General features: G+C 41.1%; 21 protein-coding genes and 5 tRNA genes (1 of these 26 running past the window's edge). 7 read left to right on the top strand and 19 right to left on the bottom strand.

Annotated elements, in window-relative coordinates:
* The 5 genes from PLZ15_08560 to PLZ15_08540 form a co-directional block, all read right to left on the bottom strand.
* Positions 1-53 (bottom strand) — tRNA-Glu (locus PLZ15_08560) (it extends 119 nt beyond the left edge of the window).
* A gap of 41 nt (positions 54-94) precedes the next feature.
* A tRNA-Glu gene (locus PLZ15_08555) sits at positions 95-166 on the bottom strand.
* Positions 167-184: 18 nt separating this feature from the next.
* Positions 185-258: transfer RNA gene (locus tag PLZ15_08550), tRNA-His, on the bottom strand.
* A 47-nt stretch (positions 259-305) separates the two neighbouring features.
* Positions 306-379, bottom strand: a tRNA-Arg gene (locus PLZ15_08545).
* 66 nt (positions 380-445) lie between these two features.
* Positions 446-520 (bottom strand) — tRNA-Pro (locus PLZ15_08540).
* A gap of 150 nt (positions 521-670) precedes the next feature.
* On the opposite strand from PLZ15_08540, the gene PLZ15_08535 reads away from it, so the two are divergent.
* From PLZ15_08535 to PLZ15_08520, 4 genes are read left to right on the top strand one after another with little or no spacing between them, the layout of a single operon-like run.
* Positions 671-1,894, top strand: coding sequence for an ABC transporter permease (locus PLZ15_08535; GenBank protein HOI29793.1), 1,224 nt, complete (start codon positions 671-673; stop codon positions 1,892-1,894).
* Between the two features lies 1 nt (position 1,895).
* The gene (locus PLZ15_08530; protein HOI29792.1) at positions 1,896-3,125 is read left to right on the top strand and encodes an ABC transporter permease; all 1,230 of its coding nucleotides are present in this window, start codon (positions 1,896-1,898) and stop codon (positions 3,123-3,125) included.
* Positions 3,126-3,127: 2 nt separating this feature from the next.
* Positions 3,128-3,814 (top strand): ABC transporter ATP-binding protein, encoded by a 687-nt coding sequence (locus PLZ15_08525; GenBank protein ID HOI29791.1) that lies wholly within the window; start codon positions 3,128-3,130, stop codon positions 3,812-3,814.
* Positions 3,815-3,826: 12 nt separating this feature from the next.
* Positions 3,827-5,221 (top strand): Gfo/Idh/MocA family oxidoreductase, encoded by a 1,395-nt coding sequence (locus tag PLZ15_08520; GenBank protein ID HOI29790.1) that lies wholly within the window; start codon positions 3,827-3,829, stop codon positions 5,219-5,221.
* A gap of 42 nt (positions 5,222-5,263) precedes the next feature.
* On the opposite strand, the gene PLZ15_08515 is transcribed toward PLZ15_08520, so the two are convergent.
* From PLZ15_08515 to PLZ15_08495, 5 genes are all read right to left on the bottom strand, one after another.
* A complete protein-coding gene (locus PLZ15_08515; GenBank protein HOI29789.1) occupies positions 5,264-6,760 on the bottom strand; it encodes a leucyl aminopeptidase in 1,497 nt (498 codons plus the stop codon).
* An 8-nt stretch (positions 6,761-6,768) separates the two neighbouring features.
* The gene (locus PLZ15_08510; protein HOI29788.1) at positions 6,769-7,755 is read right to left on the bottom strand and encodes a bifunctional oligoribonuclease/PAP phosphatase NrnA; all 987 of its coding nucleotides are present in this window, start codon (positions 7,753-7,755) and stop codon (positions 6,769-6,771) included.
* 78 nt (positions 7,756-7,833) lie between these two features.
* On the bottom strand, positions 7,834-8,874 hold the full coding sequence (locus PLZ15_08505; GenBank protein ID HOI29787.1) for a 2-oxoacid:ferredoxin oxidoreductase subunit beta: 1,041 nt from the start codon (positions 8,872-8,874) through the stop codon (positions 7,834-7,836).
* Positions 8,864-10,705 (bottom strand): 2-oxoacid:acceptor oxidoreductase subunit alpha, encoded by a 1,842-nt coding sequence (locus tag PLZ15_08500; protein HOI29786.1) that lies wholly within the window; start codon positions 10,703-10,705, stop codon positions 8,864-8,866. The genes PLZ15_08505 and PLZ15_08500 overlap by 11 nt, the downstream gene beginning before the upstream one ends.
* Before the next feature lie 173 nt (positions 10,706-10,878).
* Entirely contained in the window at positions 10,879-12,525 is a 1,647-nt protein-coding gene (locus tag PLZ15_08495) for an NAD+ synthase (GenBank protein ID HOI29785.1), read from the bottom strand.
* 170 nt (positions 12,526-12,695) lie between these two features.
* Between PLZ15_08495 and PLZ15_08490 the strand changes: the two genes are divergently transcribed.
* Positions 12,696-13,127: a PspC domain-containing protein gene (locus PLZ15_08490; GenBank protein HOI29784.1), complete on the top strand. Its 432-nt coding sequence runs from the start codon at positions 12,696-12,698 to the stop codon at positions 13,125-13,127.
* An 11-nt stretch (positions 13,128-13,138) separates the two neighbouring features.
* Positions 13,139-14,047, top strand: a complete 909-nt coding sequence (locus tag PLZ15_08485) for a DUF5668 domain-containing protein (protein HOI29783.1) — start codon at positions 13,139-13,141, stop codon at positions 14,045-14,047.
* Between the two features lie 23 nt (positions 14,048-14,070).
* Here the strand turns inward: PLZ15_08485 and PLZ15_08480 are convergent, their stop codons facing one another.
* The 9 genes from PLZ15_08480 to PLZ15_08440 form a co-directional block, all read right to left on the bottom strand.
* Positions 14,071-14,457, bottom strand: a complete 387-nt coding sequence (locus PLZ15_08480) for an MGMT family protein (GenBank protein HOI29782.1) — start codon at positions 14,455-14,457, stop codon at positions 14,071-14,073.
* Positions 14,441-15,220, bottom strand: coding sequence for a glycosyltransferase family 2 protein (locus tag PLZ15_08475; protein HOI29781.1), 780 nt, complete (start codon positions 15,218-15,220; stop codon positions 14,441-14,443). Before PLZ15_08475 ends, PLZ15_08480 begins: the two co-directional genes overlap by 17 nt.
* A 5-nt stretch (positions 15,221-15,225) precedes the next feature.
* Positions 15,226-15,639, bottom strand: a complete 414-nt coding sequence (locus PLZ15_08470) for a secondary thiamine-phosphate synthase enzyme YjbQ (protein ID HOI29780.1) — start codon at positions 15,637-15,639, stop codon at positions 15,226-15,228.
* 21 nt (positions 15,640-15,660) lie between these two features.
* Positions 15,661-15,990 (bottom strand): cyclic nucleotide-binding domain-containing protein, encoded by a 330-nt coding sequence (locus tag PLZ15_08465; protein ID HOI29779.1) that lies wholly within the window; start codon positions 15,988-15,990, stop codon positions 15,661-15,663.
* A gap of 15 nt (positions 15,991-16,005) precedes the next feature.
* A complete protein-coding gene (gene prfB, locus PLZ15_08460) occupies positions 16,006-17,043 on the bottom strand; it encodes a peptide chain release factor 2 (GenBank protein HOI29778.1) in 1,038 nt (345 codons plus the stop codon).
* A 127-nt stretch (positions 17,044-17,170) separates the two neighbouring features.
* Positions 17,171-17,491 carry a hypothetical protein gene (locus PLZ15_08455; protein HOI29777.1) on the bottom strand — a complete coding sequence of 107 codons (321 nt, stop codon included), beginning with the start codon at positions 17,489-17,491 and terminating at the stop codon, positions 17,171-17,173.
* Entirely contained in the window at positions 17,488-18,855 is a 1,368-nt protein-coding gene (locus PLZ15_08450; GenBank protein HOI29776.1) for a DUF1446 domain-containing protein, read from the bottom strand. Before PLZ15_08450 ends, PLZ15_08455 begins: the two co-directional genes overlap by 4 nt.
* Positions 18,856-18,893: 38 nt before the next feature.
* Complete coding sequence (gene miaA, locus PLZ15_08445; protein HOI29775.1) at positions 18,894-19,823, bottom strand: tRNA (adenosine(37)-N6)-dimethylallyltransferase MiaA; 930 nt, start codon at positions 19,821-19,823, stop codon at positions 18,894-18,896.
* On the bottom strand, positions 19,808-20,446 hold the full coding sequence (locus PLZ15_08440) for a protein-L-isoaspartate(D-aspartate) O-methyltransferase (GenBank protein ID HOI29774.1): 639 nt from the start codon (positions 20,444-20,446) through the stop codon (positions 19,808-19,810). Before PLZ15_08440 ends, miaA begins: the two co-directional genes overlap by 16 nt.
* Before the next feature lie 64 nt (positions 20,447-20,510).
* On the opposite strand from PLZ15_08440, the gene PLZ15_08435 reads away from it, so the two are divergent.
* Positions 20,511-21,032: a DUF5698 domain-containing protein gene (locus tag PLZ15_08435; protein HOI29773.1), complete on the top strand. Its 522-nt coding sequence runs from the start codon at positions 20,511-20,513 to the stop codon at positions 21,030-21,032.
* Positions 21,033-21,098: the final 66 nt, after the last annotated feature.

Below are 21,098 nucleotides of genomic sequence, written 5' to 3'. Positions count from 1 at the left end.
ACCCCTATTACCGCCGTGAAAGGGCGAGGTCCTAACCATTAGACGATGGGGCCAGTTACTGAAAATGCAGCTTAAAGGTTCTTTTAAAAAGATGTGACCCCAAGGGGATTCGAACCCCTATTACCGCCGTGAAAGGGCGAGGTCCTAACCATTAGACGATGGGGCCAGCATTTCAAGAACCGAGGGTGACCAATGGGATTTGAACCCATGACCTTCTGGGCCACAACCAGATGCTCTAACCAACTGAGCTATGGTCACCATTTAATCAATAAAACAACAATCAGAAAATTCGTAACATAAACAAGTACGCCCAAGTGGACTCGAACCACTAACCCTCAGCTTAGAAGGCTGATGCTCTATCCTGTTGAGCTATGGGCGCAACTAAATCTCAACCGTCACAATAATAAAAAACAGGGAAATAATCTATTCTTTCGAAAAAACAGTGTCGGGGCGGCAGGATTCGAACCTGCGACCTCCTGGTCCCAAACCAGGCGCGCTAGCCGGGCTACGCTACGCCCCGAAATTGTTATAATATCGGGTCTTATAAACAATAACTCAAAAAATAAGAAACCAAAAATATGGTTTTGGGTGTGAAATGTCAATTTTGTCCATTTAATTTCGATTAAGCTTATTTCTTCTTATTTTTACGGCAAATAATAACCTGTGGCAAATGTCTCTATCAACCTTTCTGCTCGGAAAGTATATCAGATCCAAAAAAGATTCCCGGTTTATTTCAACAATTTCGATAATTACAGCCCTCGGAATTGCTCTCGGAGTCTGTGTAGTGATTATGGCTCTTACCGTACTTGGTGGATTTGAAAAGGTAGTAACCGAGAAAATAATCGATCTGAACTCACATATTAAGGTTACATCTTTCGGGAACAGGGACCTCCCGGCATCGTCTTCTGTATTACAGGAAATTGAAAAAACTTTCGATGGTGATTTCGTTGCAGTTGAACCGTTCATCTCCAAACTCGCAATAATTAAATCGAAGAGTCACACCGAAGGCGTAACAATTGTCGGATTGGACAGCACAAATCTGGAGAATACAATTAGCAGATTTATTGAGAGTAATAGAACTGATTCCGATACTGCGGAATCAGTACCGTTTCTTTTAGGAAAGAGGCTTGCAGAAAAATTATTCCTAAAGCCGGGTGACCGTGTTACAATTTTCTCGCTAAATCAGAATCAACTTCCATCGTCAGAAAACCCTCCAATGATCGAACAGTTAATTGTTTCCGGAATTTATGAAAGCGGGATGTCGGAATACGATGACCTGAACGCTTACACTGCTATCGAGGAATCATCCAGGCTCTTCGGTATGGATGATAAAATTTCCGGATACAACATAAAAGTAAATGATATTTCCAGGATCGATTCCCTTTCCGATAAGCTGCAGGATTTACTCGGTTATCCTTACTACGTAAGATCAATATTCCAGGTGCATCAGAACATCTTCACATGGCTGGAGCTTCAGAAAGAACCGATCCCGATAATCCTCGGGCTTATTATTTTCGTAGCTGTATTCAACATTATCGGTACTCTGCTGATGATCGTACTGGAGAGGACAAATACAATCGGTGTTCTGCGTTCGCTCGGAATGAGCCGGAAAAGGATTATAAGTCTCTTCCTGTATCACGGATTCTATCTGACAATAATCGGAACAATCGCCGGCAACCTTCTGGCTTACATTTTAAGCATACTTCAGGACCGGTTCGATATAATTTCTCTTCCGGATAAAATCTATTTTGTATCGCGTGTACCGATCGCAATAAATCCGGATAATTATCTTTTTGTTTCTGCCATCACTATTGTGATTGCATTGATTGCCTCAATCATTCCGGCGTTTGTAGCTTCAAAGATAAAACCGATTTCAGCAATAAGGTTTGATTGATATGCTAGAATTTTTCATCGCTAAAAGATATATCCGTTCCAAACACAAATTGAATTTCATCACTATCATTTCATTCCTTTCAACTGCTGGTATAACTATAGGCGTGGCTGCCTTAATAATAGTTCTTTCTGTATTCAACGGTTTCGGTTCGCTTGTAAAATCGATTCTAATCAGTTTCGATCCTCACGTAAGAATTTCTGTGATCGATGAAGGAGGATTCGGCAAAACCCGGCTGATCGAGGAAGAATTGAATTCGCTCGGAAAAGCATCTGAGTATTATCCGTTTGTGGAAGGTAAGGTGGTTCTGCTTAACCGTCAGACTTTCGAGATAGTAACTCTCAAAGGCGTCGCTGCAAATAATCAGCAGAGTGACTGGGGTGTGAGCTCGAAAATTATAAGCGGGAATTACGACCTTGATGACGCAAGCGGTGTAAGCAAGATAATCCTCGGTCTCCCGCTCGCTTTAAAACTCTCGGCACGTGTCGGGGATACAATCAATGCGGCATCCGCGTACAACATCGAAAAAACGATCACTTCCCTCTCATTGCCGAGGACGCAGAAATTTGTTGTTACAGGGCTTTTTGAATCGAACAACAGGGATTACGATATTGCCTACTCGTTCACTTCTCTCAAATCCGGACAGAGACTATTCGGATTGAGAGACAGGATTACCGGCTACGAAGTAAGACTTGATGATATTGAAAATTCAGGATCAGTAAAGATCCGGTTAAACGAAAAACTTCCGGATGGATTATTTTCGGTTAATACCTGGTACGATCTCCACAAGGATCTTTTCAGCGTAATGCTTATCGAACGCTGGGCCGCGTATATTCTACTCTGCCTGATTATTGCAGTTGCGACGTTTAACATTTTCGCGTCGCTTACTATGACCGTACTTGAGAAGAAAAAGGATATCGGAATAATGCGTTCGATAGGACTAACCCGTAAATCCATACTCAAGATATTTATGCTGGAAGGATTGCTCGTCGGAATGATCGGAACAATTCTCGGAATACTGATAGGGATAGCGGTGTGCTATATTCAAATCGAATATAATTTTTATCCGCTCGATCCGTCAAAATATATAATCGATTCACTTCCGGTTGAATTGAGATTTACAGATATTATAGCAGTAGGATTGATGGCAATGTTCTTATCCTTCATCGCATCGTTATACCCTGCCAGACGCGCAGCTAATACAATGATTATTGATTCAATTAAATATGAGTGATAATGAGTAAAAATATTTTAGAAGCCGAAGAGATCAGGAAATCATTTTTCAGACTGAATAACCAGAAGCTTGAGATTCTTAAAGGAGTATCGTTCGGACTTAATACGGGAAAGATTTCGATGATCGTAGGTGCATCCGGTGCCGGTAAGAGTACGCTTCTCCACATCCTGAGCGGGCTTGATAATCCGGATTCGGGCAGAGTTCTGATCAATGATACCGAAATTTTTAAGTTAAACGACGAAAAATTATCCGCTTTCAGAAACAGGAACATCGGATTTGTATTTCAATTCCATCATCTCCTACCGGAATTCGATGCACTGGAGAACGTTTCAATTCCGCTGATGATTGGAGGCAAATCCTTGAAGGGAGCAAAGCATAATGGAGAAAAAGTTCTGGAACTGGTGGGACTTAAAGACCGGCTTCATCATAAACCCTCCGAGCTTTCAGGCGGAGAACAGCAACGGGTTGCAGTGGCAAGAGCTTTGATTAACGACCCTGCAATAATTTTTGCAGACGAACCGACAGGCAATCTTGATTCTACAAGCAGTTCAAAAATTCACGAGCTCTTTATAGATTTGAACAAAAAATTAAACCTTACATTTCTAATTGTAACTCATAATCCTGACCTGGTCAGAATATCAGATCATATTTATGAAATGAAAGACGGATTACTAAATCAAACAAAATAAATGAGGCATTAAATGAAAAGCTCCAGAAGAGGATTTATAAAAACAGCCATAGCATCTGGTGCAGCAATAGGTCTTTCATCAATTCCCGTTTTGGGAGAAAACAGTAACGGCAGAATCGAATTGCCGGAATCAGTTATCGAACAGAATAAAAAGAGCAAGAATGTTGTCGGACTTGCTTGCGAGCCGATCGATAAAGTTAGGATTGGATTTATAGGACTAGGAATGAGAGGACCCGGAGCTGTTGAAAGGATGATGAAAATTGAGGGAGTTGAAATTAAAGCTCTTTGCGATTTGATCCCTGAAAGAGTTAAATCTGTTCAGGAAATGGTTAAGAAGGAAGGAAGACCCGAGGCACTTGAATTCTACGGCAGCGATGACGCCTGGATGAAAATGTGCGATCGTGATGATATTGATCTCATCTATTCCTGCACTCCCTGGCACCTTCATGTTCCAAATGCACTCTATGCAATGAAACACGGCAAACACGTTGCCCTTGAAGTACCCGCAGCAACAACCGTTAAAGAATGCTGGGAACTGGTAAACACTGCAGAGGAAACCAGAAGGCATTGCATGATGCTGGAGAATTGCTGCTACGACTTTTTTGAACTTGCTACATTGAATATGGCGAGAGAAGGACTGTTCGGAGAAATTATTCATGCAGAATGCGCATACATACATGACCTGCGCTGGCTGAAATTTGATAAAGAGAAAGGCTACCAGGGAATGTGGAGATTGAAACACAGCATCAAGCATACAGGAAGTTTATATCCCACACACGGTATAGGGCCGGTTGCTCAGATAATGAATATTAACCGCGGCGACAAATTCGATTACCTCTCTTCAATGTCGACAAATCAATTCGGCATGACTCTCTACGCAAATGATAAATTCGGAGAAAATTCACCCGAGGCAAATCAGACTTATAAACTTGGCGATATGAATACTACACTCGTTAAGACAGACAAAGGCCATACAATCATGATCCAGCACGATACAACCAGCCCTCGACCTTACAGCCGGATTCATCTTCTCAGCGGAACAAAAGGAATTGCGATGAAGTGGCCGCAGCAGCGTGTTGCTCTCGAACCCGATGCCCATTCATGGCTGAAAGATGAGGAATTCAAAAACCTTATGACAAAATATGAGCACCCTCTGGCAAAAAAGATCGGACAGAAGGCACGCGAGGTCGGCGGACACGGCGGTATGGATTTTATAATGGATTGGCGGCTTATCTACTGCCTGCGTAACGGATTGCCGTTAGACCAGGATGTTTATGACGCAGCATCATGGTCGGCTCTGGTTGAATTGAGTGAAATATCAACTCTTAATAAAAGTAAAAGCGTTGAAGTGCCGGACTTCACAAGAGGCGCGTGGAAGACAACCCAACCGATCGGTATAATTTCCTAATCAAAATGAATCGACCCGCAACAAGCGGGTCGATCGCTTTTCTTAGCTCACTTTTAAAAGATAATCGATAATCAAGCGGACACCGAAGCCAGTGTCGTAATTTTTAGTGTAGTTTGCCGATTCGTGTTTAATTGAAGGACCTGCAATATCGAGGTGGGCCCATGGAATTTTTTTATCGACGAAATGTTCAAGAAATTTGCCAGCCGTTATTGCCCCGCCCCAGCGAGGACCGAGATTAGAGACATCAGCAATATCGCTTTTAATCAATTGATCAAAATCTTTCCAGAACGGAAGCCGCCAGATCCGTTCGAAAGTTTTATATCCTGATTCGGCCAACTGATCCGCCAACCGGTCATTGTGTGTGAAAAGTCCTGCAGTAAATAGTCCGAGAGCAACAGCGCACGCTCCGGTTAAAGTAGCAAAATCAATTATTTCATCCGGTTTCTGATTGGATGCATAATGAAGCGCATCGGCAAGTATCAATCGTCCCTCTGCATCGGTATCCTTCACTTCAATAGTTTTTCCTGAATACGCTTTAATAACATCGCCCGGTTTAAATGAATTACCGCCGAGCATATTTTCAACAGCAGGAACAACACCAATAATCTCAACCGGAATTTTAAGCAATGAAGCTGAACGGATAATACCAAGTACAACCGCGCCACCGGCCATATCAGCTTTCATTTCGAGCATACCTGCAGTAGGTTTTATAGAAAGGCCTCCGCTATCGTATGTAACTCCCTTTCCTACAAGAGCAACTTTCTTTTTCGGCTTTCCAGTCGGTTTATAATGAGCAACAATCATACACGGAGGTTTATCACTTGCACCGCCGACTGCAAGTATTGCGTTCATCTTATTCCGTTCGAGAGATTTTTTATCGAGGATCTGAACCTTTACACCCTGCCTGGAAAGTTCTTTCTTTGCACGGGCAGCCAGTTCCATAGGTGTTAATGTAATAGCAGGCTCATTTACAAGGTCTCTTGTAAAATAAACAGATTCAATAATTCTTTTCGATCTTTCAATCACAGTTTTCAACAGATTTGTGTTACTGTAATGAAAAATAAAATCGATCTCCCCGACCTTCTCATTGTCAGTTTTTATTTCATATTTATAATTACCGAGAAGTACTCCTTCAATTAATGTTTGGAGAAAATAACTTTCCGAATCAAAAAACTTTTTGAAATCCGAATAAACAGGGATTACAACATGAACTGATTTCAATCCGCTTTTCTTTAAAGACGGGACGAATCCGGCGAAATAATTCCTGAAAAAATCCTGGTTAAAGTCATCACCCGATTTTATTTTTTTAAGAAAAAGAGCTGACGGATTTTCATCAGCCGGGAAAACAGTTAATTCATCATTTTTTTCGTTGAGGAATTTCTGCACCTGTAATCTGTTAACAGATTTATCAAGTGATGCTAAAAAGTTTTTAAAAACTTTTTCAAGACTTTTTTTATCGTGAAAAAATTTCACGAGTCCGGCATTCTCTTCAAAACCGATCTGATCAGAGCCGGCTTTTAAATTAATTCTGAAATGCATATCCGCTCCTAAATGGTGATATATTTTTGAGCTGCTTTTGTAATTTCATCAACAATATCCGTAATCCTGATATTATAGAATCTTGCCCCTGAAGCATTCGAGTGGCCTCCCCCGCCAAATTCCTTGGCTAGCATATTGACCGGAATTGTACCCTTCGACCGGAAACTTACTTTTACACCGTCGTTAAGTTCATAAAGGAGAATACCGATCTGAACACCCAGGATCGAGAGGCAGTAATTTACAAATCCGTCAACATCGGCTTCAACTGCACCATGTTTCTTCTGAACTTCGTTTGTGAGTGTCATTACGGCAATTTTCCCGCTTGAATCCAGGTCAATTGAGTTAAGCGCTTCACCCAGCAGTTTAATCCGGCTGAAATGGAATTGATCGTAAACCTGATTGTAAATCTCTGTAGGGTCAACACCATATTCAAGGAGTCCGGCAATTATCCGGTGAATTTTGGGAGAAGTCCTTTCAAACCGGAATGAACCGGTATCAGTCATAATCGCAGTATAGATCTGTTCGGCAATTTCAAAATCCATTTCAATTATTCCGGTCGATGTAATGAAGTCATGTATGATCTCTCCGGTAGCAGAATAATCAGGGCCCCCGATAAAAAGATCAGCAAACTGTTCCGGATCCTGATGATGATCAATACACACTTTAATTTTATTGAAATCTCTGAGGCCTTTCTCCATTCTTACAACTCGGTTTGCCTGATTCAGATCCATAATAAGAAGCACATCGGCATCATTAAAAATTGCTGCATGCGCGGATTCATCATACCTTTCAATTACTTTATTCTTATCAAGAAATTCAAGATTGTAGGGAGTGTAACTGTGATTTACTATTCTGGCTTTCTTACCGAGCTTTTTCAGTACCAGGTAAATAGCCAGTTCGGAACAGACAGCATCCGCATCCGGATTGACATGAGAAGTAATAAGAAAAGAATTATTCGATTCGATAATTCTTTTCAGTTCCTGAAATTGATTCATAGTGATTTATTATAATTGGATAAAAGAAAAGGCGAAGCAATGCTTCGCCTGAAATTATATTGTAAAAAGGAAATAATATTAACTTACTTCCCAGGTATTTGTTGAAAACATTAATTTCTTATAAGTACCTGCGCCTTTATCGGCAACTATCCGGTCAATCTGTTTCATATAGTCGCCGTCGTACGTCGGTTTTTCGTACTGACGGAAAATGCCGATAGGAGTTGGGAATCCTTCCAGGTCCGAGAACCTTGCAAGTATAAATCCGCGTGTCGGATTTTTATCGAACTCGTCGTGAACCCAGCAATCGTTAATGGAGTGCTTGCCGTCATTCAAGTCGATTACAACCGGTTCGATACCGTCGAGTTTAATACCTTTATCTTTGTTCGCACCGAAGACGAGAGGCTTGTTATGTTCAAGCAGAATCACATTCTCCGGTTTAGTATCTTTTTCAGTCAGGTGGAAATACGCGCCGTCATTAAAGATCGGGCAGTTCTGAAAGACTTCAATAAATGCAAGACCTTTATGTTTGGAAGCGCGCGTAATCATTTCCTGCATATGTTTCGGATCTCTGTCGAGTGTGCGCGCAATAAAAGTTGCGCCGGCACCGTCGGCCAGTTTGATAGCGTTAAAAGGAAAATCGACTGTTCCATAAGGTGAGGATTTAGTAATCTTTCCTTTTTCAGAAGTAGGTGAATACTGACCTTTAGTCAAACCGTAAATTCTATTATTAAAGAGAAGGATTTTAAGATCAATGTTTTTACGGCATGCGTGGATAAAGTGATTACCGCCGATACTAAGCATATCACCGTCGCCTGTAGCGACCCAGACCTGCAATTTTCTATTCGCCAGTTTTACGCCGGTAGCAATAGCGGCGGCGCGCCCGTGAATTCCATGGAAGCCGTAAGTGCTCATATAGTATGGGAAGCGGCTGGAACATCCAATGCCCGACACCCATACAATATTTTCCTTTCTCTCGCCGAAATCGGGAGAGGTTCTTTGAACCTGTGCAAGGATCGAGTAATCGCCGCAGCCCGGACACCATTTTACATCCACATCCGATGCAAAATCCTTGGCAGTATATTTTATATCTGATACAACCTGATCTATTTTATTTTCCATTATCGCCTCCGAGAACTTCAATGATTTTATTTTCTATTTCTACTACTTTAAATGGCTGTCCCATAACTTTATGATACTCTAATACATCAATCAGGAAGGTACTTTTAATCAATGTAGCCATTTGACCTTTGTTTAACTCAGGAATCAACACCTTTTTGAAATTACTAAGAACCGAACCGAGATTTTTGGGGAACGGATGGATATTTCTGATATGAATATGAGAAGCTTTGTAGCCTTTGGCAGCAGCTTTCCTAATACCTTCTTTAATAGCGCCGTATGTACTTCCCCAGCTTAGTATCAATAACTCTCCGCTCTGATCGCCTTCAACTTCAATATCCGGAATTACATTCACAACCTTTTCAATCTTTTCTTTTCTCTTGTTGATCATAATTTCATGATTTGCCGGTTCGTAGCTTATGTTTCCGTAGACGTCTTTTTTCTCGAGTCCGCCGATCCTGTGTTCAAGACCAGGAGTACCGGGAATAGCCCAGGGACGGACGAGGTTTTCATTGCGTAAATATGGATAGAATCCTTCCGGATCTTTTCTGTATTCAACTTTAATTTCAGGAAGGTTTTCGAAATCAGGGATATTCATCGGTTCTGAACCGAATGCGAGGTAACCATCGGTAAGAAGAATAACCGGAGTCATAAATTCAATTGCGATCTTTGCCGCTTCAATTGATGCAAAGAAACAGTCGACCGGGCTTTTAGCAGCCATAACTACAACCGGAGCTTCGCCGTGGCGGCCGTACATCGCCTGGAAAAGGTCGGCCTGTTCGGTCTTAGTTGGCAGGCCGGTACTCGGACCGCCTCTTTGAACGTCGACAATTACAATAGGAAGTTCGGTAATTACAGCAAGTCCTATAGCTTCGGTCTTTAACGATAGACCGGGGCCTGAAGTAGTTGTTAATGCTAAAGATCCGGTAAAGGCAGCACCGATTGCAGAAGCAATACCGGCTATTTCGTCTTCAGCCTGAAATGTAACTACGCCGAAATCCTTATACTTGCTCAATTCCTGTAATATTTCAGAAGCCGGAGTAATGGGATAAGATCCGAGGAACAAAGGAATACCGGCACGAAGCGAAGCGGCTACAAAGCCGAGTGCAACTGCTTCATTACCCGATACATTCCTGTAAATTCCTTTTGGAAGTTTCGCAGGTTTAACATCGTATCTTGTAGTAAAAATTTCTGTAGTCTCTCCGAAATAGTAACCTGATTTCAATGCTCTCTGATTTGCTTCGAGGATTTCAGGTTTTTTCTTGAATTTTGTCTCGAGCCATTTTAAGGTCATTTCAATCGGACGGTTATACATCCAGTACATCAGCCCGAGAGCAAAAAAGTTTTTACATTTATCTTTTTCTTTAGGCGAAAGAGAAAGTCCTTCCAGAGCAGTAACAGTCATTTTTGATAGTTCAACAGGAATGACATTATAACCTGAAAGCGAACCATCATCCAGAGGATTGACATCGTAATTTGCGAGTTTTAAGTTTTTTACATCAAATGCATTTGTATTTACAATTATAGTAGCATTCGGTTTAAGATCTTTTAAATTGACTTTTAAAGCGGCAGGATTCATAGCTACCAGAACATCGGGAGAATCACCCGGAGTCTGAATATCATTGCTGCTGAAATGAATCTGAAATCCGCTCACACCTGCTAAAGAACCGGCGGGGGCGCGGATCTCTGCAGGAAAATCGGGTAATGTACCAACATCGGTACCAAGACTTGCAGTAGTATCGGTGAATTGTGAACCAGTTAATTGCATGCCATCGCCGGAATCACCGGCAAATCGAACTGTAACATCCTCAACTATTTGAACTTGTTTTGCCATGTCACTTCTCTTAATTATACATTTGTTAGTTTATTGGGTCTGTTAAAATAATTAATTCGTTTGGAATATTAAATTATTTCTTAGTGATTTGGATTCTCTTTTAAAGGAGGAAAAACTCATTAATTTAAGAGGAATTAACAGAATTATTAGATTTATAATGAATTACTGAATTATTACCCTTTTTTACGCCAACCCTGAACAATCGGGTATCTCCTTCCGTAACCGAACGCCTTTGTGGAGACTCTTAAAACCGGAGCTGCCTGCTTTCTTTTAAATTCATTCTTATCTACCATAGTCAATACTTTTTTAACAATCTCTGGTTCTCCTGTACTCGCCGCAATCTCATTAAATTCTTTTTGCTCTTCAAGATACATTTTAAGTATACGGTCGAGAAGATCGTAAGGCGGAAGAGAGTCCTGGTCAGTCTGGTCAGGTTTTAATTCGGCTGAAGGGGCTTTATCAATTATTTCTTTCGGTATGATAACGCCGTTTCGATTAATGTATTCCGCAACCTGATAAATCTGAGTTTTATAAAGGTCGCCAATTACAGCAACCGCACCGCACATATCCCCGTACAGAGTTGCATATCCGGTTGCTATTTCGGATTTATTGCCGGTTGTGCAGAGAAGATAGTTATGTTTATTGGAAATTGCCATCAGGAATAATCCGCGGATTCTCGACTGAAGATTCTCTTCCGTAATATCCTCAGGTAGACCGGAGAAGGATTCCTTCAGAGAATTTAACGCCGATTCAAATACCGGCTGGATCGGTATCTTGTTCGAAGTAATTCCCAGGATCTCTATTAACTTTTCAGAATCGGTAATGCTGCCGTCGCTTGAAAACCTGGAAGGCATCATTACAACATGAACATTCTCTTTGCCGAATGCTCTGACGGCAATATAAACTACAAGTGCAGAATCAATTCCTCCGCTTAATCCGACCAATGCTTTTTTAAATCCGGTCTTTCTGCCGTAGTCTTTCAATCCGAGTATAAGCGCGTTCAGAACTTCTTCGGCAAAATCTGATACAATATTTTTTACGGGATCATAATTCTTTTTTGTATCGTAAATGAAAAAATCCTCTTCGAAAGACCTGCCGAGAATTGCAAGTTCACCCTTATTATTAAAACACATGCTTCCGCCGTCGAAAATCAATTCCGTCTGTGCACCGACGGTACAAACATATACAAGAGGTATTGAGTCATTTCTGCATAATGTTGAAAGCATTCCGAACCTTTCACTCCTCTTTCCGAATGCATATGGGCTTGCGGAGATATTGATAAGTACGGAGGCACCATCGTTAACCTGTTTCTGAATCGGATCTGTCGGATACCGCCTGTGTTTCCAGTAATCGGCATCATTCCAGATATCCTCGCAAATTGAAATTCCAAGTTTCTCACCTCTAAACTCATGGAGGGATACATCTCTTGCCGGCTCAAAATATCTTACCTCATCAAAAACATCGTAATTCGGGATAAGCGATTTACTTTGAACGAATTGAATCTTACCATCATAGCAAAGGAGAGCCGAATTATAAACATTTGTGCCTATTCGGTCTTCGTAATCTTCGGTTATTGATCCGAATATCAGCCCGGTTGAATTTGTTTGAATAGCAATTTCGCGGGACGCATTTGATACTGCCTCTCTAAATTCTTTTTTCTCTACAAGGTCGAGAGGAGGATACCCGCATAAAAAGAGTTCCGGAAATACAACCAGATTCGCTCCTTCAGATGCGGCTTTTTTATACCACTCAATTATTTTCAGGGAGTTCCCTTTTAGATCACCGATTACCGGATTGGCCTGACAAACCGCTATTAACATTTATGCTATTTCTTTTTGATGAAAATTAGTCAAGTCCCGATGTTAATTCAAACATTCGAAAAAAATATTTCCGTTAAAAAAATCCCGGCTAAAATATTAATTTGCATATGCAAACCTTTTAGGAGCCGGCTCGTCTTAATTGTTGAATTAATTCTTATTTGGAGGGAGTCATGGAAAAAAGATTATATCGTTCTCGGAAATGGAGAGTGTTCGGAGGTGTGGCGGGGGGACTTGCCGAATACTTCGGACTTGACCCAATCCTTATGAGAGTAATATTTATAATAATTACTCTTATAAACGGTCTCGGTTTACTTCTCTATATAATATTATGGATTGTTGTTCCGGAAGTGCCTTTCGAGATCGCTTACCAGATTAAACCGGAAGATCAACCGCCGCAGACAGGGACAGGTGATAACTTTCAGATACCTGCGGAAAGTAAATCCACCGGTAAAGGGAGAGTTATAATAGGTGTAATACTGATTGTAATAGGTGTTCTTTTCTTTATCGAAAGATTTATTCCTAGTTTTGATTTTGAGGATTTTTTCCCGGCATTGCTGATCATAATCGGATTAGCATTAATCTGGAATTCGATTAAAAAATAATGAGGACGGAAATGAAAAGCGGACAATTGTTTTGGGGTTTATTTCTATTAACGATCGGTGCATTATTCTTATTGATCAAATATGATGTTATTTGCAGTGATTTCGGATTTGTATGGGATCTGTGGCCATTGATCTTTGTTCTCTGGGGTGCAATAGTGATCTTTAAGAATTCACTGGTCAGACCGGTTATTAGTGCTTTGTTCGGAATCTTTCTTGCTGTAATGCTGTTCGGATTATTTGCAAACATTTTTTCCGGATTCGGTTTCAGCTACAATTTTTCCGACAAAGATAATTTCTCGGAAAGTTTTTCAGAAGAGTATAATGATTCAATCGCATACGCCGATTTCCATCTTAATTCAGGAGCCGGTACATTTGAACTAGGAAGGACTACAACAACAAAACTGCTCGAAGGAGAAGCCTACGGTACTTTAGCAGAATATGATTTTATAAGTGACGTCGTTGATAGTTCGGCATATATCGAATTCAGTCTTCATAAAAAACATTTTAATTTCTTCGACGGCAAATTAAGAAACCATCTCGATATTGCTCTCAATGAAAATCCGGTCTGGGATTTTAATCTTGATTTCGGAGCAGCTAAAGGGAGATTCGATCTGTCTCCTTTCAAAGTTAAAAACGTGGACCTCAACACAGGTGCATCGAATGTTCGGTTGAAATTAGGCGACAGGCTGGATTCGACCAATGTTGATATTGAAATGGGCGCCGCAGCTTTAAGAATTGAAATTCCGGAGAATTCCGGATGCCAGATCAAAGGCGAGATGGTCTTGATGTCGAGATCTTTACCGGGATTTGATAAAATAGGTAAAGGGTATTATGAAACGACTGATTTTGAAAACGCCGCGAAGAAAATATTCATCAGGATTGAAGGGGGCGTTGCATCTTTGAAAGTTTCAAGATACTAAGATTTAATTGCGGAACAGGATCTTTACTTCGATCCTGTTCCCCAACCTGATTTACTTTTTAACTTTTGCTTCGGCGGTATCCACAGATGTTTTTTCATATTAACATTCCCATCTTTATCAAATTCAATACCTTCACTTTTTAACAGCTCCTCCATCAGATACGGATCACCGAAGTGAACACGCCCGGTAAGTGTCCCGTTGCGGTTTACTACGCGGTGACACGGCAGACCGCTCTCCTTGGCTCCATTCATAGCCCAGCCGACAGTTCTGGCAGCCGACCGGATACCGCAAGCATCTGCAATTTCTCCGTAGGTAGTAACTTTGCCTTTCGGAATCATTGCAGTGATCGCATAAACCCGGTCGAAAAAATCCTGCTTCTTTTTGTCGGCAGATCTATTTTTCTTTTTCATTAAGATCTTCTTTCGCAGAATTGATATTCTGAAGTTCCCAGGTTTTCATGTAGGTTAAAAGATTTGTCATCATATGAATCAGGGAAACCATCATGCCGTAAATACCATCTTTAAAACCTCTCCGGCCGATGAAATGATTAAGAAAGGCTGCAACAGGATTGAGAATTAAATTCTTAGCAGATACTCTCTTTCCATCAGCTTTTTCAAGAGCCTGCAGGTAGGAATAATCATTTATCTTTTTAATCGTATCGGTAATATTTTGATGAGTAAAGTGGATGATATCATTCTTAAGGTAACCGACCTCACCGTTCACCTCAAATCCTTCATGTACTTTCCTTTCGGTCAGTCTAGCATAATTTTTATTGAAGAGTCGAAGCTGGTAATCTGGATACCATGAACATGATTTTATAACCTTATCGAGGAAATAATTTCTTCGCGGAATGCGGTAACCCGGTTTATCGAATCCTTTCTGCAGATAATCTTTAATCTCAATTTTCAGTTCATCGCTAATTCTTTCGTCGGCGTCGATACTCAGAATCCAGTCGTTGGAAGCCATCACAACAGAATACTCTCTTGCAGGTACAAATCCCTCCCATTTTTTAACAAAGACTTTCTGAGTATATCCGGAAGCAATATCCCTCGTACGGTCGCTGCTTCCGGAATCCACAACAATAATCTCATCAGCCCATTTAACTGACTCCAGGCAATCTTTTATATTTTTTTCTTCATTGCCGGCAATAATAACTACTGAGAGTTTTACCATCCCAACTATTCGCCCATAATTTTTATTATTACTCTTTTTTTCCGCCGTCCGTCGAATTCGGCATAATAGACCTGCTGCCATGGTCCGAAATCGAGCTTGCCGTTTGTAACCGGAATTATAACTTCGTGATGAACGATGAGACTTTTAAGATGAGCATCCCCGTTATCCTCACCGGTTCTATGATGCCTGTAATCGGACCTGAACGGTGCAAGGCCTTCCAGCCATTCATCAATATCCTGAATCAATCCGCTTTCAGCATCATTTACATAAACTCCGGCTGTTATATGCATTGCGGATACCAGTACCATTCCTTCCTTTATTCCACTTTTAGTAAGAGCCTTTTCAACTTCAGGTGTAATGTTAATATATTCTCTTCTTTTTGAAGTGTTGAACCAGAGATATTCTGTATGACTTTTCATTTTATAAATCCGATTGAATGCTTAAAATCTGTCCGTGGCTTTAGCCAGCCTTTCGGCAAGAGCTTTAATAATTTTTTTTGAAATATCAGGATACTGCCTAACGATATCATCGAGATCACCCTCAACCTCCAGGAGTTTTGAATCGGTAACAGAACGTATTTCTGCCGTACGAGGTTTCTTGAGTATAAGACTCATCTCACCGACGATTTCACCTTCTTTATCGAACTCGGTAATAAGTTTATTCGACTTATAAATCCCGATCCTCCCTTCAACCAGAAAGAAAAGTTTCCTTGCGGCTTCCCCTTCTTTCGCAATAATTGAACCGGCTGAATAACTGACAAGTCTGGACATATACACCCCGCAAGTTTAGTTTTGGGTAAACTTGAGAAGAAATTCCTTAATGAATTCGTTCAGGTCGCCGTCCATTACACCCTGAGTATCGGACGTTTCCCAATTAGTTCTGTGATCCTTAACCATATTGTAAGGATGAAAAACATAAGAACGAATCTGGCTTCCCCATTCTATCTTCATTTTATTTTTTTCGATCTCATCAATCTCGGCCTGCTGCTTTTCGAGTTCTATCTGATAGAGTTTCGATTTGAGGAGTTTAAATGCGTTTGTTTTGTTCTGGATCTGGGAGCGTTCCGACTGACACGCTGCAACAGTCCCGGTAGGAATGTGAGTAATTCTGATAGCCGTTTCCACCTTGTTAACGTTCTGTCCGCCTTTACCGCCGGAACGGTAAGTATCGATTCTGAGATCGGCGGGATTAATATCGATTTCAATTGAATCGTCGACTTCAGGGATAACGAATACCGAGGCAAATGAAGTATGGCGTCTTTTATTCGCATCGAACGGTGAAATTCTAACAAGCCGGTGAACGCCGTTTTCTGCTTTAAGGTAACCGTATGCAAATTCTCCCTGCACTTCTATCGTAGCGCTTTTAATCCCGGCTCCGTCACCGTCGAGCCAGTCGATCATCGACATTTTGTAACCGTTCTGTTCACCCCAGCGCAGATACATTCTCATAAGCATCTGAGCCCAGTCCTGGGCTTCGGTTCCGCCGGCTCCGGAATGAATTGTAAGGATACAGTTTTTATCGTCATCCTTTCCGCTCAGCATACTTTTAAGTTCAAGTTCCGAGTAATCTTTTTCGATTACGGACAATTCATTCTCAAGTTCGCCTGTAAGATTCTGATCCTGTTCGGCTTCGGCGAGTTCGATAAATTCCTTAAGGTGATTAACTTTGGAAAACAGGCTGTTCCACAGATCCACCCATGATTGAAGAGATTTCGATTTTTGGAGCAATGATTGAGCCGACTTCTGGTCGTTCCAGAAATTCGGTGCTTCGGACTGTTTTCTTATTTCGGAGATTTTATTTTCTTTATCATCTAATTTAAAGATAACCCCGCAGCGAATTCACCTTCGATCCTAATTCATTTAATCGTTTCAATTGATCTTCGAACATTTGGTCCTCACTTTCAATAAGATTTATTTTTATAGATTTTTTTTGTTAATCTTCAGCCCAATTTCACTCTTCGATATCGAGTTCCATACGCAGCAGGGCTGCGGCAAGAGTTTTCCCCTGCGCATCATGTTTCAGAGATACGGTTCCGCCTCCGCCGAGTGTATTATGAAGAAGGAAATTAAGGGCGCGGATATTCGGGAGTTCAAATCTTTCAACTTTACCGAGACAGATTCCTTCAAAATGTTTTTTAACTTTTTCTGCGGTCAGATTTTTTTTAATAATTCCGTAACCGATATCATCATAAGCAATAATTCCGACATTAGCGGCGTCGCCTTTATCCCCGCTTCTGCCGTGAGCAATGTCGATCAATTTTATTTTTTTCATGTTGTAACAATCTCTACTTTTGGTTCAACTAATTTTTTCGGAATCAACGCAGGCCAGTAGGCAACCACTTCAGCCGGTTTAGGACGGCCACCCGCAAATCCTGTAACACTTGGCGGACCTGTCAATATTAACGGAGCGATCTCCTTACCAAACCTTTCGATTGCGGCATAATCCGTTCCTCTCACAGCAACACGAAGCATTACTTCGTTAATCTTATTCTCGTCAATTTCTTCAGATAAAGGACCGTGACACGAGTTGTAGCCAATGAATTCCGTCCTAATCTCCTCGAACTGAATATTCAGATTTTCAAGACGTTTTCTTAAGATCTGATCTGCTTTCCGGGCTTTGCTCAAAGCATCCGGCCAGGAATATGTAAGAGTGCCTACAGCCGAATACCCGGATGAATAGGAACATGAAACTTTGTAAAACTCCGTTTCGGGAAATCCTTTAACGCCGTAAACTTTTACACGGTCTTTCCCGGCTTCTTCAAGACGGATAGAGGTAAAGTCCGCAACACAATCCGGAGTAATATAGTTTTTAGGATCGCCGATTTCATAAAGGAGCTGTTCAGATACAGTATCGATGCTTACTTTTCCGCCGAGGGATTCATGCTTGGTAATAATAATCTCTCCGTTCGGATATGCTTCTGCTATCGGGAATCCGATATTTTCAATATCGGGAACGGACTTCCAGTCAGCCAGCAGATTTCCGCCGGAGGCCTGACCGCCGCATTCGAGTATATGACCGGCAACTGTACCTGCGGAAAGAAGATCGTAATCATTTTTTCCCCATCCGAATTCGAAGATCATCGGTGCTAAAGTCAAACCGGTATCTGTGGTTCTACCGGTTATTACAATATCGGCTCCCTGTTTAAGCGCGTCTACAATCGGCATTGCACCGAAATAGACATTCGCACTTAGCAGTTTGTCTCTTACAACATTAACCGATTCACCGGTTTCCATATTTTTTAATTCGGAACCGCTGGATAATACTTCATCGATCCGGTTCAGAATATTATCGCCAATGACGAGAGCAATTTTGAGATTGTTAATATTATGTTTTCTTGCGACTTCCAGGACTGCTTCAGCGCATGCTTCCGGATTTACACCGCCGCCGTTGGTAATAATCTTAATCTTTTTCTCAGCGCAGATGGGAAGAATCCGTTCCATCAGTTCAGGGATATCCCGTGCATAACCAAGTTTCGGATTTTTATTTTTCTGTTTTTGAAGGATCGACATCGTCACTTCTGCCAGGTAGTCCATTACAAGATAGTCTACCTGACCTGCAGTAACCTGCTGATATGGGGCATCTATAAGGTCACCCCAGAATCCCTGTCCGGACGCTATTCTAATTTTATTTTTCATCCAACTGTGTAATTTATTCTAAGGCAAGATAGGAAAACTTAATTAAGATTGGAAATTTGACGGATTATTATCTCCGGTACATTAAGAAGATCTTCATTAGATTCAATTCTAATCCATTTAATTCTTGAATCCTTCCGGAACCAGGTCATTTGCCGCTTAGCATAGCGGCGGGTATTCCGCTTAATCAATTCAACCGCTCTATCGAGTGTAATTTCATTTTCCAGAAAGGAGATAATTTCTTTATAGCCGACAGTATTAAGAGAGTTGGCAGTTCTGGGGATTCCACTATCCAAAATTTTTCTTGTTTCTTCTACTAATCCGATTTCAATCATTCTATCAACACGGGAATTGATGTTATTATATAAATCCGCGCGGTGCCAATCGAGACCGAACTGAACAAAATTTATATCAGTTTCCCGCTTATAATCCTTTTGAAGCTGCCAGATCGGTTTACCTGTTAGATGAATTACTTCAAGAGAGCGCATTACACGCTTCCAATTCTGTGAAAGCATTTTTGATGCGCTTACAGGATCGATTTTCTCAAGCTCATCGTATAAATAATTGTTTCCGAATTTCTCCCGCTTCTCTTTTAATTCCAGCCGGAATTCTTCATCAGTATCAACTTCGTTAAAGATTCCGTCGACAAGCGCATGGATATAAAGTCCGGAACCGCCAACAACGACCGGTATTTTTCCTTTCGAAAGAATTTCATTAATAATACGGAGAGAATCGTTTTCAAATCTGCTTACGTTATAATCCTGTTCAGGTTCGAGGAAATCGATCAGGTGATGCTTTACCGAAGCGAGTTCTGCTGAATCCGGTTTAGCGGTTCCGATATTCAGGTGTTTATAAATCTGACGGCTATCGGCAGAAATGATTTCGGATGAAATTCTTTTTGCCAGGTCTACTGAAACCCGGGTTTTGCCGGAACAGGTAGGTCCGACAATCAGAATTACTTTTCTTTCCATCCCTCTCGTCCGACTAAAGGAACAAAAGCAAAATAAGGAACTTCATTAGTAGTAAATTCTTCTTCGGCAGTCTTTGTAATTATTTTAAGAGTCTGAACCGACCTGTCGCCAACCGGAATAACCATTTTACCATTTACGGCAAGTTGTCTCAGAAGGTTTTTAGGAACTCCAGGACTTCCGGCAGTAACAATTATTCCGTCGTAAGGCGAGAATTCATCCCAGCCGATTGAACCGTCGCTGCATCTTGCGGCAATCCGCAATCCCAGATTATCAAAAGTTTTGAGAGCACTGTTATATAGCTTATCGTTTCTCTCGATAGTAAAGACTCGTGCGCCCATCTTAAGAAGGATAGCCGCCTGGTAACCAGAACCGGTTCCGATTTCCAGAATTTTATGTCCCGGCTGAGGATTCATTGATTGAGTCATAAATGCAACAGTATAGGGCTGGGAAATCGTCTGTCCGTAACCGATCGGGAGAGCAACATCCTCGTAGGCATGCTGTTTCATAATGTCAGGTACAAAGAGATGTCTTTCCACATTCATAAAGGCATCCAGAACAGACTGATTAGAAATTCCTTTTCTTTTTAATTGTTCAACTAAATCTTTGCGTTCGGTTTCGTACATTGTTCCTAAAGTATTAAATTTGCTGCGTTAAGATAAAAAATTTTTCAGGGTTTAAATAAGAATTATGAGTTTTGAAATAATTTTAGGCGCATTAATAATTATGCTGATGAGAGTTGCAGATGTGACACTCGGCACTTTCCGGACAATCCTTGTGGTTCAGGGAAGAAAGTATCTGGCCGCAATGGCGGGTTTCTTTGAAGTTCTTATCTGGATTTTTGCGATGCGTTACATCGTTCAGCACATGGATCACACAATAAATCTGATCGGTTATGCTGTAGGATTCGCATTGGGTAATATAATGGGAATCTCTTTAGAACAGCATGTGGCGTTGGGATATGCTCAGGTTAATATTGTATCGCTGCATCATACTGATGACATCGCCAACAAATTAAGAAGTTCAAAATTCGGTGTAACGATATTACCGGCCGAAGGAGGAAGCGGAGGCGTTTCAATTCTTATAGTAATAGCTAAAAGAAAACACCAGAAAGCAATAATGAAAATTGTGGAATCGGTTGATAAAAGAGCATTTATAACGGTTCAGCAATCCCGTCCTTACAGAGGATTTGTTCACGGTTCCAGGGTCTAGAAAAAATAGACAAGATATTTGAAATGAAAGGTTAATGGTGTTATATTTAGGGCGCAAATTTTGAAA

The organism is Melioribacteraceae bacterium, from assembly GCA_035362835.1.
Lineage (GTDB): Bacteria > Bacteroidota > Ignavibacteria > Ignavibacteriales > Melioribacteraceae > DSXH01.
The sequence above is the reverse complement of the archived record's forward strand: the minus strand, read 5'-3'. Positions and strand labels throughout refer to the sequence as shown.